A 15,249-nucleotide genomic window follows, 5' to 3' on the forward strand; every position below is an offset into this window, starting at 1 on the left:
TCGGTGTGTGTCAGTACCAGAAGGTCACGACGCTGATCGCGGCGATGACGGTGAGCAGCATGTAGGCCAGGTAGGCGTCCAGCCGGCCGGATTGCAGGCGTTGGGCGAGGTGGACGGCGCGGATGAGTTGCCGCCAGATCGGTGCGTAGCCGTAGCGTTCGACGATTTCCACGACGGTCACGTGCCGGTGCAGGGGGCGCACCATGCCTTCGGTGACCGAGTCGGCCCGCCCCGGGTCTTCGACAGGTGCCGTGTGGTCGCCGCTGAGGAGCATGGTGGCCAGCACCCGCCGCATCGGGTTGGCGAAGGAGAAGGAGGTGTACCCGCCTTGGCGTTCGACCCCGGGGGACCCTGAACTCCACACGGGGGTCGTGCGCACTTGCCACAGGTCTCGCCCGGAGAGCGCGGCGGCGATGGCCAGCACGGCCAGACACATCAGCGGCAGTTCGATCCACAGTTTGCCGGGGGAGAGCGCGGAGAACCCGGAGTAGACCGGTTGCACCACCCATCCGGGTGCGTTGGCGGCGCGTGCGTTGTCGCCGACGAGCTGGCTGAGTCCGCGGGCGATGACCGCGAATTCCCAGTGCGCGGCCGCGGAGACCGCCAGGCACAGGAAGCACAGCACGCCGATCGCGGTCCGATAGATGCTCGAGGTGTCGGTGTGCGGTGTGGTGTGGGTGCGGCTGGCGTCGCCGTACGCGGTGAGCCCGACGACGCGCACGAAGGTCAGGCCGGCGACGCCGATGGTGAGTGCGACCAGGGATCCGGCGAACGCCGCACCGAGCTGAAACGCCAGTGACCCGGTGCGGAATTGCTGCATCAGCGCCTGCAGAGTGAGCCATTCGGACGCGAAGCCTGCGGTCAGTGGCATGCCGGCGAGGGTGAGTGCGCCGATGGTCACCCCGAGGCCGGCGGCGGGGAGTTTGCGTCCGACGCCGCGCAGTTGGTCCAGGTCGAGGGTGCCGGCGTCGTCGTCGATGGCCATCGTCGCGCAGTACAGCAGGGATTTGCCCAGGGAGTGGGCGACGATCTGTGCGGTCGCGGCGACCAGGCCGGCGGCTGTCAGCCGTGGTTGGCCGGTGTGGGCGCCGACCAGGCCCATGCCGAATCCGGTGGCGATGACTCCGGCGTTTTCGATGCTCGACCAGGCGATCAGGCGGGCCAGGTTGTCGGCGACGGCGGCCTGCGCGATGCCGAGGATGGCGGTGAGCCCACCGACCAGGAGCACGGCCGTGGCCAGCCACGCCGGTGGCGAGCCGAGGGTCTGCAGGGTGCGTAACCAGCCGTAGAAGCCGGCGTTGACGGCGACACCGGCCAGCAGTGCCCGGGCCGGTGCGGGGGCCGCGGTGTAGGTGGCCGGTAGCCAGATCTGCAGCGGGACCAGCCCGACTTTGGCGCCGAAGCCGGCCAGCAGCAGCAGGTAGGCGATGTCGCGGGAGGCGCCCGGTCCGGCGGTGGACCAGCTGGCCAGGTCCAGGGAGCCGGAGCTGGTGGACAGCAGGAGTCCGCCAACCAGGAGTGCGGACCCGCTGATTTTCCCGAAGGCCGCGGCGCGTGTCGCCGCGGGCCCTCTGCCGGGCAGGTGTCGTTCCAGGTCGGTGAGCAGGTAGAAGGTGACGGTGAGCCCTTCCCATCCCATCAGCAGCGTGAAGAGGTTGGTGGCGGTCAGGACCAGCAGGAGCGCGGTCAGCAGCGCGGCGACCAGCGCGGGCAGGGACTGGCGCCCGGGCCGGCGGGATGCGCCTGCGGCCAGGCACAGTGGTGCGGCGATGCCGAAGCAGATGAGCAGCATCATCCCGGACAGGTGGTCGGCGCCCAGAGCGATCGGGGCGGGTGCGCCCCAGGGCAGCCGAAGGGAGTGGTCGCGCCCGGACAGGGCCAGGCACCCGGTGATGGCCGCGACCACGCTGGCCGCGGCCAGCAGTACCCAGCCGAGCCACTGGACGCGGTGATCGTCGCGGCGCCGGGCGCAGATCAGTGCGGCCAGCGCGAACCCGATCAGGGTGGTTTCGATCATGAGTCACCCCGTGGCAGGCGCCCGAGCGCGAGCAGGATGCCGTGCAGCAGCGCGAACGGTGGCGCGGGTGCGCCCGGGACGAACACGTCGACCGGCAGCAGGCGCGCCACGCCCATTCCGGGGCCGACCAGGCCGCCGCTGACGGCGTCGGTGCCGGTGGCGATCACCACCACGGGGTCGGGCATCGCGGCCCGGGTGCGGGCCAGCGGCAGGATCATGCCCGGGGATCCGATGCCGGTGATCAGCAGGATGTCGGCGTGCCGGGGGCTGGCGGTGAAGAAGATGCCCAGGCGGTGCACGTCGTAGACCGGGTTGAGCAGGGCCCGCACCTCCCATTCGTCGCTGCCGTCCGAGCCGGCGTCGACGTGTCGGATGTGCACCGAGCGCCGCAGCATGGTGGTCCGTTCGGCGATGTCGGCACGCAGTCGCGGCAGCGGCGCAGCCGGTGCGGCGTCGGCGATCAGCATGTCGCGTTCGGCGCGGGCAACATCGCTGCCGGGCCGCCAGGCGAACAAGTCGGGTCGCTGGGTCACGCACCGGCCGCAGGCGATGCACCGGCCGCGGTCGAGGGTGATGGTGTCGGCCGCGACGTTGATCGCGCCGGTCGGGCACAGCGCTTCGAGCTCAGCGGCGTCCATGCCAGCCGTATCCGTGATGGGCTGGCCGGTCGGTACCGGGGTGACCGGGAACTGGTCGAAGTAGTCGTCGGGGCGGGCGGGCCAGCCGGTGGTGACCACGCCGTCACGCAGGCCTCGCAGCAACCAGGGCAGTCTCACATCGCCACCCCCGCGTAGCACAGGCCGAAGCTGGCTTCGATGAAGCCGAGGTCGGTGAACACGTCCCCGTGGAAGACGTTGTGCATCAACACCAGGTTGTGGAACGAGGCGCTGCGGGCGAAGCACCGCACCACCCGCGCGCCCTGCAGGCTGAGGCTGTAGAGCACCTCACCGGCCGCCGATTCGGCGACGCCGAGGTACCTTCCGTCGGCCGGCGGCACCGGAGTTCGCAGGGTGGGTTCGACCTGTGTCAGCTGGTCGGCGGCTTCGGAGATGAGGTCGCTGGAGTGCGCCAGTTCCGTTTCCCGGACACGTAACCGCCCGAGGGCATCGGTCAACGTGCTGGTCGCCGGCACGAACGGCGTCAGGTCTCGGTAACCGTCATAGGGTCGCCAAACCCGGGTATCGGCTTCTACGGCGCTGCCTCTTCCGACCGGGCCGAGTGCGCCGTGCCGGCGGGCGAGGTCGGTGGCCAGGCGGCCGGTGGTGCGCAGTCGGTCCAGGAATGACGCCGAACTGTTCAGCGCGCCCAGGTCGTCGGCGATCCGGGCTTGCAGCGCCCGAACGCGGCGACCGATCAGTGCCGGGTCCACCCGCAGCGCCGCCCGCACCCCGCCGGCAACGACCTGGCCGCGGCCGAACCGGCTGCCGGTCGCGTCCGACATCAGCCGCATGACTTCTTCCTTGTGCAGGCCGAACCGTGCTGTGCCGACGGCCAGTCCGGCGCAGTCGCACAACTGTGTGACCACGTCCAGGTGGTTGGCGATGCGTTCCAACTCGGCCACCACCACCCGTTGCAACCGAGCAGCGGCCGGCACCTGGACCCCAGTGCCGGTCTCCACGGCGTGCACGAACGCCAGCGCGTGGGCGACCGAGTGCACGCCTTCGACCCGCTCGGCGACCAGCACCGCGTCCTCGATGGTGCGCTGCTCGAACCGTTTGGCGATCTGCCGGTGCTTGTAATGCGGGCGCAGGTTGATCCGCAGGATGTCTTCGCCGCCGGTTTCCAGCAGCAACTCCAACGACTCCAGCACCCCGGAGCGGACCGGCCCGAACGGCAACGTGAACACCCCGCGACCGGTGACATCCACCGGGCCTACGTGCTCCACGCCCAGGCGGGCATCGTGGCCCCTGGCCGGCAGATCACTGCCCGGCCGCACCGGACCGAGGTCGTCCAGGTGCGGCAGCAGCAGCGGTTCCAGCCGCGGATGACCGGCCGGCTCCAAACCCGACAGGTCATGCAGGGCACGCTCGTACCAGAACGCCGCCGGCACCTGCGGGGTCAGCGCGTCGTAACACAGGTCGTGCCCGACCGGCGCACGCAGCACGAGGAAGCCCTGGTCTCGGCCGACGATCGCGACCAGTTCCGGGGTGCCGCCTTCCTCGGTGGCATACAGCCCGGCGAGGCGACCCGGTGGCGCGCACGCGGCCGTCACCCGGCGGTGCCACTCCGCGAGGGTGGCGCACCACACTGTGTCGTCCCTCCCGGCCTGCCCCTTGCCGGTCTGCTGGTTTTCGGCCCGCTCGTTCTGGGCCGGTTCATGCTCAACCTGCTCATTTTCAACCTGGCCCATGGCCACCCCCTACGGATAGTTCGAAGGCGGCGTTGTGCAACACCTCACCCATCGGCCCGGGCAACCACAGACCGAGCAGTAACAGCACCAGCACGCAGGCGAGCACGGGCACCACCATCCAGGCGTTGGCCTCCTGCCGCGGACCGGGGTCACCCTCGACCGGTCCGGCGGCGATCGAGCGCGTCGTGGTGGCCGCCAACCCGACGAACGCGACCGTGACCAGGAGCACCAGCACCGCGGCGCTGGCGGTGTGGTGTGCACTGAATCCGCCTTGGATGACCAGGAATTCGCTGCGGAAGATCCCAAACGGTGGCATGGCGCACAGGGCGAAGATCGCGATCACGAACGTCGAGGCGGTCCACGGCATCCGGTCGAATGCGCCGTGGATGTGGGCGAGTTGCTTGGTGCGAAACCCTTGCACGATGGCTCCCGCGGACAGGAACGCGCCGCCTTTGCCGGCAGCGTGGACCAGGACGTGGAGCATGACCCCGAACAGGGCGATCGGGTTGCCGAAGCTGACGCCGATCGCCAGGATCCCCATGTGCTCGACGCTGGAGTAGGCCAGGAATCGTTTGAGGTTGCGTTGGTCGAGTAGGTACAACGCGGCCAGCAGCAGCGTCAGGACCCCGAAGACCAGCAGCACACCGCCGGCGAAACCCGCGCCGACGGTGGCCGCCGTCACCTGGTAGAACCGCAGAATCGCGTAGAAGCTGACCGCCAGCAACGAACCGGACAGCAACGCCGACAACGGTGTCGGCGCCTCCGCGTGCGCGTCCGGCAGCCAGGTGTGCACCGGGAACAGCCCGACCTTGGTGCCGAATCCGATCACGGCCAGCACGAACGCGAGCCGCACCGGGGTGGCCGGCAGCTGCCCGGCGTGCGCCAGAAGTTGCGGGAAGGACAGGTCATAGGACTGGCCGAGCACTTGCGCCCCGGCGTAGTACATGAAAATGGTTGCCAGCAAAGCGATCCCGAGCCCGCAGGAGGCGATGAGCACGTACTTCCAGGCGGCTTCGGCCGCGGCCTCGGTGTCGTCGATGGCGACCAGCACCGCGGACACGATGGTGGTGATTTCGACGCCCACCCAGACCAGCGCCAGCCCGTTGACCGAGGGCGCGAACAGCATTGCCCAGACGAACAGGTTGATCCCCAGCAGGAACCGTCGCTGATACCGCGTCCCGGCGCGTGAGCTGCGCCGGGCGAGTTCGGCGCGTAGATACCCGGCGGTGTAAACCGCCACCACCGCGTACAGGAACGAGGTGCCCAGCAGAAACACCATGGACACCGCGTCAACCCGCAGGAACCCGACGGCGATGGTGCCGCGCCCCACCGACGTCCACATTGCGGCCACCAACCCCAGGCAGGCCAGGCCGGCGGCGATGGTGGCCGCATGCCCGGCCCAGCCGCGCACGGTCGCGGCGACGCCGCCTGCGACCAGCGGGATCAGCAGCAGCGCGATCAGGCACCCGGTCATCTCAGCCCCGCAGCGACGTCAGGTCGGCGGTGGACAGCGACGACACGTGCCGGTGGTGGGTGCGCATCAGGATCCCGAAGACCACCACGGCCACCAGCAGATCGAAGAGGAACGCCACCTCCAGAATCAGCGGCATACCCGCCGCCACGACCAGGCTGGCCAGTGAGACCCCGTTTTCCAGGGAGAAGAATCCGATCGATTGGCTGATCACGTCCCGGCGCACGATCATCAGCACGAAGGAGACCAACACGACGGCGACCGCGAGGCTCAACGCGGCACTGGGCAGGACCGTGGAATGGATGTGCAGCGCGCCCACGGCGAAGAACCCGAAGGTGGCCACACCGATGGACACGATGACCTCGCTGGCCACGCCCAGGGCGCCGCTGCCAGCGATCTCGGTCGCCGAGTCCCGCATCATCCGGGAGATGACCCACGGCACCAGCACCGCCTTGAGCGCGAACGAAAGCACCGCCAGCACATACAGTTCCGGCAGGGACCGGCCGTGCGCGATGACGGCGGCCAGGATGCTGACGACCGCCGATTGCGCCGCGTACAACCGGATCTGCGCGCGCAGCAGCGCCGAGCGCAGCATCAGGAATTCCAGCAGCAGCACGATCATCGCGACGGTGCTGGCGGTCCCTTCAAAGACGCTCGGCGCCATCACCACACCGGTAGTGCCCGTTGCGTGCATCAGCCACCTCCCAGAAAGAGCGTGCAGACGGCGAAGATGGCCAGTAGGAACGCGGCCGCCGCAAATTCGGTGATCTTGAACAACCGCAGCTTGGCGAAGGCGTTGTCCAACCCGGCGATCAGCACGCCTAGCACCAGCGACTTGCCGATCAGCGCGCCGGCGGCCCCGGCGACCGCAAGGGGGTGCGTCCCTGAGGCCATTCCCCAGGGCGCGGCGAAGATGTTCAGCAGGATCGTGAACAACACCAGCTGCTTGATCATCGATCCCCAGTGCAGCAGCGCCAAATAGGGCCCGGAGTGCTCGAACGGGCGCGCGGTCTCGATCATGCCCAGCTCGTTGGTGCCGGTGTGCGTTTCGATCGGGATGCGCGCGGTCTCGTACAGGATCACCATCAACAGTGCCCCGGTGGCCAGCAGATGCGCGGGGCGCACCACCTGCGCCGGGCCGCTGCGCACGGTCTCGCCCAGGGCGTACGGAAGATCGGTGGCGGTGATCGCGGCCACGGTGAAGAACACCATCAGCAACACCGGTTCGGTGATGGCGCCGAACGTCTTGGCTCGGCTGGCGCCCAACTGCGCATACGGGTCGCCGGTTTCCGTCGCGGCAACGGCGACCAGGAAGCTGGCAAACGACAGCAGGAATCCGCCGCCGAGAATGTCTCCCATGGTCGCCAGGGGCAGCGGGTAGGTGGTCAGTACCGGGATCAGCAGCGGCACCGACAGGTAGCAGGCGATCGCGATCACCGGGGCTGCCAGGAACAGCACCCCGGACCCGGTGGGTGCGAGCGATTCCTTGCCGAACATCTTGTGCAGGTCGTAGAACGGTTGCAGCACCCGCGGGCCGCGCCTTCCTTGCAGGCGGGCCTCGACGGTGGCGATCGCGCCGCTGACCAAGGGTGCGCCGAGGCCGACGGTGAGCACTTGCCCGGCCTGGATCGCCGGCAGCGGCAAACCAGTCATGCCGAACGGCGCACGTCGAGGGGTTTCCGGCGCACGTCACCTCCCAGCCGCAGCATGGAAGGGGCTATTAGCCGGGTCGGCGGTTTGGGCCGGGGCCCGGGCGAGCTCCATCGCCCTTCGGATCGAGCCTCATGTAAGCAGCGAGCAGGCTTGCCGGTCAAGCACTTCCGCCGGTGAGTCCCGCGGCGTACGTTGCTGCACACCGACACCGACATCAACACGGAAACCCATACCGACCACCGATCAGAACAGGACCGGGTGTGATGACTGAACCGGAGAAGGAGTCGCAGCGTCTCATTCTGGCCCGGCACGGGCAGACCGTGCTCAACGCCCGGGACCAGTTGCGCGGGCACCTGGATCCGGACTTGGACGACGTCGGCCGGCACCAGGCCGTTGCCCTCGCCCAGGCCCTCACCGGTGGCTACGACATTGCGGCGGTGCGACACAGCCCGCTGCTGCGGGCCCGCCGCACCGCCGAGCCGATCGCGGCAGCGGCAGGCACCACGGCCGAATCCGATGCGCGGCTGATGGACCGGGACTACGGGCAGTGGGCCGGGCACCCCAAGGCGGAGGTGGTGGCGCAGTGGGGTTCGCTGGACGCCGCGCCCGGGGTGGAACCCGCGCAGGACGTCCTGGCCCGCGCCCTTGCCGCCCTGGAGGCGTACGCCGACCAACCCGGTGTTGTCCTGGTGGCCCATGACGCGGTGAACCAGCTGCTGCTGATGCACCTGGACCCGGCCCTGACCAGCCCGCCCCGCCAGCGCACCGCCTGCTGGAACGTGTTGCAGCACAACGCATCTGGAGGGTGGCGTGTGGTGGAAACCGACCTCGTCGCACCAGTGGGCGAACATCACGGGTGACCCACGCGGGGCCAGGTTGCCGGCAGAACCGTGTGCCGGCATGTCAGTCCGTCCACCACTGGGCGTAACCCAGCTGCGGGTACAGCTTGTGCAGTCGAGTGAGCCTGTTGTACTTGGCGACTCGCTCGCCGCGCGCCGGGGCACCTGCCTTGATCTGCCCGGTTCCGGCCCCGACCGCGAGGTCGGCGATGAAGGTGTCCAGCGTTTCCCCGGACCGGTGGGAAATCATCGTGCGAAAGCCCACCTCGCGTGCGGTACGCAGGGCTTCGAATGTTTGGGTGACGGTGCCGATCTGGTTCGGTTTGATCAGTGCGGCATTCGCGATCTCCTCCTTGGCGCCGGCACGGATACGCGCGGCGTCGGTGACGAAGATGTCGTCGCCGAGGATCTGGACCCGGTCCCCGAGGCGGTCCATGATGTCGTGCCACGCGTTCCGGTCGGACTCGTCGAACGGGTCCTCGATGCTCCAGATCGGATAGTTCGCCGCCAGGTCGACGTAGCGGGCCAGCAAGTCGTCCGCAGAGCGCCAGCGGCCGTGCAACCGGTAGTACTTGCCGTCGTAGAAGCTGTTCGCGGCCGCGTCCAATGCCAACCGGACGTTGAGACCTGGTGTCAGCCCAGCGCGTTCGATGCTGCGCATGATCGTGTCGAGGACCTGGTTCTCGTCGTCGGTGTCCGGGGCGAACCCGCCCTCGTCGCCGACGCCGAGTGAGCCGAACCGGGACCGCAGCTCTGCCTCCAGCGCGGCATAGATCTCCGCGCCCATCTGGACGGCGTCGCTGATGTCCCTGGCCCCGGTGGGTGCGACGAGGAACTCCTGGAACGCCAACCCGTTCGCGGCGTGCGCGCCGCCGTTGACGACGTTGAAGTGCGGCACCGGCATCACCGGGGTGGTGCCCAACTGGTCGGAGATCCACTCGTGCAACGGGATCCGTTGCTGGTGTGCGAAGGCACGAGCGCAGGCGATCGATACCGCGACTGCCGTGTTGGCACCGATCTTCGCGAACCGGCCGGTGCCGTCGAGCCGATAGAGGGCACCGTCGATGTCATCGAGGGTCACCCACTTCGTACCTGTCAGCAGGGGCTCGACCTGATCGGCGACCAGCGTGACCGCGTTCGTAACTCCGCGGCCACCGAAGTCGGAGCCACCGTCCCGCAGTTCGCGCGCTTCGTGATCACCGGTGGAAGCGCCGGCAGGGGCGCTGCCGGAGAAGCTGGCCCCGTCATCGGTGACCACCTGCACTTGCAGCGTCGGGTGACCCCGGGAATCCAGGATCTGCTCCGCGGTGACGCTCCTGAGTCGCAATCCGTCATTCGTGGTCATCATGGCCTCTCAGCTGGTTTGGGTGGCTGGTGATGGGGCGTGGTCGTCGGTGGCGGCCGAATCCTGTTGCTGCTGCTGGTCTTTAACGCCATGCTGCTGATCTTTGACGCCAGCGCCGATGTCGGTATCGATGGTGTTCAGTGGTTTGCCGAAGACCGTGCGGTACACGTCGCCGCCGAAACTGGTGGGCAGTGGCGGTGCCTCGATCAGCTGATACGTCCGCTGCCCGTCGGCGCCGCGCTCGGCCCGCAGGAACACCGACGCCCGGGAATCGTCGAAGAGCCGCTGGGCAAGAGTGAACAAGTGCGTCACCAACAGCACGCTCACGCCGCTGTCGACCAGGGCCGTGAGCACGTCGAAACCGACGTCGGAGGCCTCCTGCTCATTCGTGGACGCGAACGACTCGTTCGCCAGCAGCATCCCGCCCGGCGCCACCGCACCGATGATCCGGCTCATCCGCTCCAGCTCCTCGTCGAACTTCCCGCGCTCCATGGCGGCGTCCTCCTCGCGCTTGAAGTGCGTGAAAACCCCACTGCAGACGGCAAACCGGAACTCATCGGCCGCCACGAACATGCCGGCCTGAGCCATCAATTGGGCAACGCCGATGCCGCGCAAGGTCGTGGACTTGCCACCCCGGTTGGCGCCAGTGAGCACCACCAGGCGTGCCGGCCCGGCAGCGACCGTCACGGGCACCGGGGCCTGCTTGCTTTGCAGCGCAAGCGGCACGTCGCACAGCCCCGAGGCGCTCAACTCGGTTTCGCCCTCGCGCTCATGCTCGTCGCAGACGTCCGGCACACAGGTCGACACATCGAGCTCGTGCAGGGTGTCTCGCAACCGGACACAGCCGAGGTAGAACGCCACTTCGCGTTGCAGGCAGCTCAAGAAGTTCAGAATGTGTGTTGCCGAGGTGTCGGCAGCGTCGGCAACCTGGGTCAGGCTGCGGTCGCGGAACGCGCCGAAGGCTTCCATCCCTGCCTGATCCCGCTCGGCGATCGTGTAGGAGAACGTCGGCTTGCGCAGACTCGGCCGCCTGCCGATCAGCCAGTTGCCCGACGTGCGCGCCAGCAGCGGGCGCATCCCGGACACCGTGTCGTTGCGGTCCAACCGCGCCGACACCAGCAGGCCGTGCGCCAGTTCCAGCTCCCTCACCTGCTCGCCGGCCTCCTGCAAGTAGGCGTCGTCGAGCTGCTCGGCCAGCACAGTGCACATCGTGCGCACAGCGTCCGACCTGGCGGTCCTGAGCAGCGCGTCGCTCACCCGCCGTACCCGGGCGACCGCGTCCAGCAGGCGCTTGAGGACCTCCACCGACCGGCGCAGGGTGGATTCCGGTCGCACCATGAACGTGCTGCGGTAGATCTTTTTCTCATCAGCGATCGCCTCGGAGGCGATCGTGTACAGGTCTGCGAACTCGTCAGGATGGGCCATCGCATCGGCCAGTACCGCGCGCCGGTGGCGCACGATGCGCGGCGCGGTGTCGGTGGCGGTGAGCACCTGCGCACACACGGCATACATCAGCGGGTCGTCGCCGGACATCGCACGTAGGACGACCGGCAACTCCAAATCAGCGACCAGGTCGGCCAGCAGGGGCGGTGTCTCGTCGTCGGGTGCGGCCAGGTCGCGGTCGGGGAAGAGCAAGTGCGGGCGCATCAGCTCACCGCCTGACGAATGTCGTCATAGGTCAGCCGGTGGCTTCGCGCGATCGCGGCCGCGTGGACTTTGCCGTCCGCGCGCTTGCGCACCACCTTGAACGTCCGCACAGCGTCGTCCGCAGGGTCGGTGGTACTCATCATGCTCACCACGTGCTCGTCCAGCCGGGTCAGGTCGTCCACGAACGTCACGTACACACCAAGGGCACCGGTGTCGATGACCTGCCGCAGAATGGTGGCACCGAGCGCGTACGCGTCAGCCAGCGAGGTGGAGCCGAAGGTCTCATTGAAGATCACGACACTGTCGCCGGTAGCATGTTCCAAAAGTGTTCTGGCACGGCGCAATTCGTCCTCCAGCTTTCCCGACAACGTCTCAATGGACTCGGCTCGCTCGAAGTGGGTGTACACCGCGTCGGGAAGGAACAGCGCCGCCTGGGCTGCCGGCACGGGCAGCCCGAGAGATGCCAGATAGTGCAACTGCCCGAACAGACGGGCGGTCGTCGTCTTCCCGCCCTGGTTCGGTCCGGAGATCGCCAGGATTTGCTCGGGCGGGGTGAGCTGAAGATCGTTGCTCACGCACCGTTCCTGGTCGCCGGCGCGCTGGCGTGCCAGCGCCACGTCACAGCCGGCGACGATGCGCTCGGCACGGTTCTGCCGGGACAGCCGCGGCAGCGTCCACTTCACACCCGCCGGCCGCAAGGTGCGCATGAACTCCAGGTACTGCAGGTAAAAGGCCGCCTCACGTTCGGCGTCCCGGTACCACTGCGGAAGGAACTGCGCATGTGTCCGGTGGAACGCCGCAACGTCCGCGAACAGGCGGGGAAACAATTGGCCGAGCATGTGCAGCACGGCCGTCTCGACACGATCGAGCTGGTGCGCGCCGCGGCGTTCAGCCGTGTCGTCGACCCCGGTCGGCGCGGAGAACCGCGCGAACGTCTCCAGCACGGACCCGGCGAAATCCGGTTCGTCACCGGGCGCGGCGACGGTGATCTTTCCCGCGTGTGTGTGGACCACGAACCGCACGTCATCCAGGCCCTGCTCCAGATGATCCGCCTCGTCCCGCAGCGCCTGGAACTCGCTGCTCGAGCGGTAGGCGCTCAGCCGATCACGCAGGTCACGCAGTCCGACGGACTGCAACGGTGCGGCATCCAGTCCCTGGCTTGCTGCAGTCACCGCATCGCAATGTGCCGCTGCCGCACCCAGGAACCACCGGTCTGCTTGCATCGGGTCGTACAGCTTCTCCGCCAAACGCGTCCGCACCGCGGCAGCATCCGCCACGAACGACTTGATCACCTCCGCGGTGGCGGCATCCTCCAAGTCCGCGAAAACCTCGTGCCGGTGACCGATCACGTCCAGGTCATCACTCGGACGGTCGAAGAACTCCTCGAACCGGTATTCCTCGCAGCCTGCGCTGATCGCTGCGAATACCTGGTCCAAATTCAGGTCGCCCAGCGTGTCGTCCGGTGGACGGCGACCGAGCGTGGCCGGGTCAGGGGAGACCGGATAAAGCAGCGTAGAGCGATTGCGGAGCATGGGCGTGGCTCACCTTCGTATCGATTGAAGGTGCCATCAGCCGCGAGGGCGGTTTGCGAGAACATCGCCGGCGGACTCCATCGCCGATTTCACTGTAACGCACGAAATGCCGCTCGGCACCCACCGTGCACGCGGCCGTGTCTCTTCTCGTTCCGTGATGCAGTGTGCAGTGAGTGCGCGGTCGCCCGTGCCGGTATGCGGCGGGTAGCGCTGCTGGTGTCCCAGTGATCCGTCTCTCGCGGACGCAATGCACCCACGTGCGAGTGGGGTCGACCGGGGACTTCTAACCCTTGCTCGCTGTGGTGGACAACCGTCGGCGAGTCAGCACCAGCAATGGGAGGGCGGCGAGCTGGACGAGCGCGGAGACCACGGCCAGTGCCACCAGGGACGTGTCGTAGAGCACGCCGAGCAGGATGCTGCCGACGAACCACGCGACGCCGAAGCCGGTGTCGAACAGCCCGAAGGCCGTGGCGCGCCGGTCGGCGGGCACGATGGTGGTGAGCACTGCCTTGATGATCGACTCCTGCGCGGCCATACCCAGACCCCAGGCAAGGATCCCGATCACGGCCAGCGGCAAGCCGCCGAGGAAGACCAGCGGTGCGTATGCGGCGGTCAGGACCGTCACGACGAGCACGGACCGCAGACCGACCCGGTCGAACACCTTGCCCAGGACCAGTGCGGCCACTGCCTCGGCGGCCATTGCCACGGCATACAGCACCGGTGCGACCGTGGAACCGACCATGCGCTCTTCGCTGAAATGCAACGCGATCAGCGGCCAGTCGGCGTAGCCGACCGCGATCAAGCCCATCGCGGCCAGGTAGAGCCAAAACGCCGGCGGGCGCGGTGCGCTGTCGGTCAGCTGGGCGGGTGCCTCAGCCTCCAGGTCCGCGGGGTTGGGGAACTGCCGCCAGGTGAACACCAACGAGAGCAGGGTCAGTGCGGCCGGGATGCCGAGCCAGGCGAAGGCAGACCGGTCACTTCCGTGCAACCACAGGACAAGGCTGACCACCAGCGGGCCGACCATCGCGCCACCGGCATCGAGCGCCTCGCGCACGCCGAACGCCCAGCCGCCGCCGAGTCGGTGTGCCGCATGTGCGGTCATCGCGTCCCGGGTCGGGATGCGGATCGCCCGCCCGACCCGTTCGGTGACGATCAGGGCCGCGGCGACCGGCCAGTTGCCGGATACCGCGAGCAATGGCACCACGGCCATCTGCAGGGTGTACCCAAAGAACGCGATCGCCCAATACCTGCCCGTGCGATCGGCCGCCCGCCCAGCGAACCAACGCAACCCGTAGCCGAGCAACTCGCCGCCCCCGGCGACGACCGAGACGACCAGGCCGCTGGCCCCCAGCGATCCGAGGAAGGGACCGGTAATGCTGCGGGCGCCCTCGTGCGTCATGTCGGAGAAGGCGCTGACGACCCCGATCAGCAGCACGAACCGCAACGCGGCGCGCCGGGCCAGCACCGGATGCGGACGGATAGGCACCGGGCGATCGGCGGGATCCTGCACGGTGGGCACCTCCGCGCTCCATGCGGCGCACGATCGCACGCCGCCGGTTCGAAAGTATCGCTCCCGACCCGGGAACGGTGGCAACGTCATCATGCTCACCGCAGCCGTTCACCTGCAGCTCTCAGGACCCTCTCAGCCAGGAAAGGATTAGCTGGCGGCTCGACGCGCCCAGCCGGGCGCACCGAACGAAAGGCCACACCTACCCTCATGTTTTCGGAGGCGCTGACGATCTCGACGTACGACGGGGCGCGCATCGACGGTTCGCTCTTCCGGGACGTCACCCAGTTCGCGCGACACACCCACTGGCTCAACACGGCAGCGGAAGCCTGGACCACCTACAGCATCGGCCTCTTCGTCATCCTGCTGCTGGTGGGCTGGTGGATTTCCCGCCGGTACGGGGACCGGCAGATGACGACGGCCCTGGTCGCACCCATCGGCGTCGCAGTGGCATTCCTGGTGACCGAAGTGATCAAGAACCAGTTCGGTGAACTGCGCCCCTGCCGTTCCGTACCGCACGCGTTCATCGTTGAAACGTGCCCTGCACCAACGGATTACGCCATGCCGAGCGGACACACCACGTTCGCAGCCGCTGTCGCGGTCGCCCTCTTCTTCGTGAACCGACGACTCGGTGTCATCGCCGCACTGCTGGCGATCCTCGAAGCCATTAGCCGGGTATACGTCGGCGCGCACTACCCGCACGACGTCATCGCCGCCATGGTCGTCGCGGTGGTCGTCGTGCTGATCACCAGCCCGCTGCTCTCTCGTCTCCTGCAACGGGTCGTCGGCAGAGCACGCCGCGGACCCTTACATGGGCTGCTGTCAACCCGCGGCGCCGGCTGAGGACGCCGAACGGGATCACGCACCACAGCTGACCGGACTGGGCTG

At 68.3% G+C, this 15,249-nt stretch carries 12 protein-coding genes and 2 riboswitches; of the genes, 2 read left to right on the top strand and 10 right to left on the bottom strand.

Annotation, left to right across the window (positions count from 1 at the left end; translation table 11 throughout):
* Window positions 1-10: 10 nt before the first annotated feature.
* The 6 genes from EFY87_RS03850 to EFY87_RS03875 are packed head-to-tail and all read right to left on the bottom strand — an operon-like array spanning window position 11 to window position 7,425.
* A complete protein-coding gene (locus EFY87_RS03850) occupies window positions 11-2,017 on the bottom strand; it encodes a proton-conducting transporter transmembrane domain-containing protein (protein WP_123270126.1) in 2,007 nt (668 codons plus the stop codon).
* Window positions 2,014-2,793: an NADH-quinone oxidoreductase subunit B family protein gene (locus EFY87_RS03855; RefSeq protein ID WP_220093485.1), complete on the bottom strand. Its 780-nt coding sequence runs from the start codon at window positions 2,791-2,793 to the stop codon at window positions 2,014-2,016. Before EFY87_RS03855 ends, EFY87_RS03850 begins: the two co-directional genes overlap by 4 nt.
* Window positions 2,790-4,367, bottom strand: coding sequence for a hydrogenase large subunit (locus EFY87_RS03860; RefSeq protein ID WP_123270127.1), 1,578 nt, complete (start codon window positions 4,365-4,367; stop codon window positions 2,790-2,792). The genes EFY87_RS03855 and EFY87_RS03860 overlap by 4 nt, the downstream gene beginning before the upstream one ends.
* Window positions 4,354-5,841, bottom strand: coding sequence for a proton-conducting transporter transmembrane domain-containing protein (locus EFY87_RS03865; protein WP_123270128.1), 1,488 nt, complete (start codon window positions 5,839-5,841; stop codon window positions 4,354-4,356). The genes EFY87_RS03860 and EFY87_RS03865 overlap by 14 nt, the downstream gene beginning before the upstream one ends.
* Before the next feature lies 1 nt (window position 5,842).
* A complete protein-coding gene (locus EFY87_RS03870; protein ID WP_123270129.1) occupies window positions 5,843-6,532 on the bottom strand; it encodes a hydrogenase in 690 nt (229 codons plus the stop codon).
* Window positions 6,532-7,425, bottom strand: a complete 894-nt coding sequence (locus EFY87_RS03875; RefSeq protein ID WP_220093486.1) for a respiratory chain complex I subunit 1 family protein — start codon at window positions 7,423-7,425, stop codon at window positions 6,532-6,534. Before EFY87_RS03875 ends, EFY87_RS03870 begins: the two co-directional genes overlap by 1 nt.
* Before the next feature lie 117 nt (window positions 7,426-7,542).
* A riboswitch (Fluoride riboswitch) is annotated at window positions 7,543-7,615 on the bottom strand.
* Between the two features lie 139 nt (window positions 7,616-7,754).
* On the opposite strand from EFY87_RS03875, the gene EFY87_RS03880 reads away from it, so the two are divergent.
* Window positions 7,755-8,351, top strand: coding sequence for a histidine phosphatase family protein (locus EFY87_RS03880; RefSeq protein WP_123270131.1), 597 nt, complete (start codon window positions 7,755-7,757; stop codon window positions 8,349-8,351).
* A gap of 43 nt (window positions 8,352-8,394) precedes the next feature.
* On the opposite strand, the gene eno is transcribed toward EFY87_RS03880, so the two are convergent.
* The 4 genes from eno to EFY87_RS03900 form a co-directional block, all read right to left on the bottom strand.
* A complete protein-coding gene (gene eno, locus EFY87_RS03885) occupies window positions 8,395-9,678 on the bottom strand; it encodes a phosphopyruvate hydratase (RefSeq protein WP_220093487.1) in 1,284 nt (427 codons plus the stop codon).
* Between the two features lie 6 nt (window positions 9,679-9,684).
* Window positions 9,685-11,322 (bottom strand): MutS-related protein, encoded by a 1,638-nt coding sequence (locus EFY87_RS03890; protein WP_123270132.1) that lies wholly within the window; start codon window positions 11,320-11,322, stop codon window positions 9,685-9,687.
* Window positions 11,322-12,854: a MutS-related protein gene (locus tag EFY87_RS03895; RefSeq protein ID WP_123270133.1), complete on the bottom strand. Its 1,533-nt coding sequence runs from the start codon at window positions 12,852-12,854 to the stop codon at window positions 11,322-11,324. The genes EFY87_RS03890 and EFY87_RS03895 overlap by 1 nt, the downstream gene beginning before the upstream one ends.
* A gap of 20 nt (window positions 12,855-12,874) precedes the next feature.
* Window positions 12,875-12,948: riboswitch (Fluoride riboswitch) on the bottom strand.
* A 189-nt stretch (window positions 12,949-13,137) separates the two neighbouring features.
* Window positions 13,138-14,373 carry an MFS transporter gene (locus EFY87_RS03900; protein WP_220093488.1) on the bottom strand — a complete coding sequence of 412 codons (1,236 nt, stop codon included), beginning with the start codon at window positions 14,371-14,373 and terminating at the stop codon, window positions 13,138-13,140.
* A 198-nt stretch (window positions 14,374-14,571) separates the two neighbouring features.
* Between EFY87_RS03900 and EFY87_RS03905 the strand changes: the two genes are divergently transcribed.
* Window positions 14,572-15,204: a phosphatase PAP2 family protein gene (locus tag EFY87_RS03905; RefSeq protein ID WP_158607497.1), complete on the top strand. Its 633-nt coding sequence runs from the start codon at window positions 14,572-14,574 to the stop codon at window positions 15,202-15,204.
* Window positions 15,205-15,249: the final 45 nt, after the last annotated feature.

The organism is Flexivirga caeni, assembly GCF_003724155.1.
Taxonomy (GTDB): Bacteria; Actinomycetota; Actinomycetes; order Actinomycetales; family Dermatophilaceae; genus Flexivirga; species Flexivirga caeni.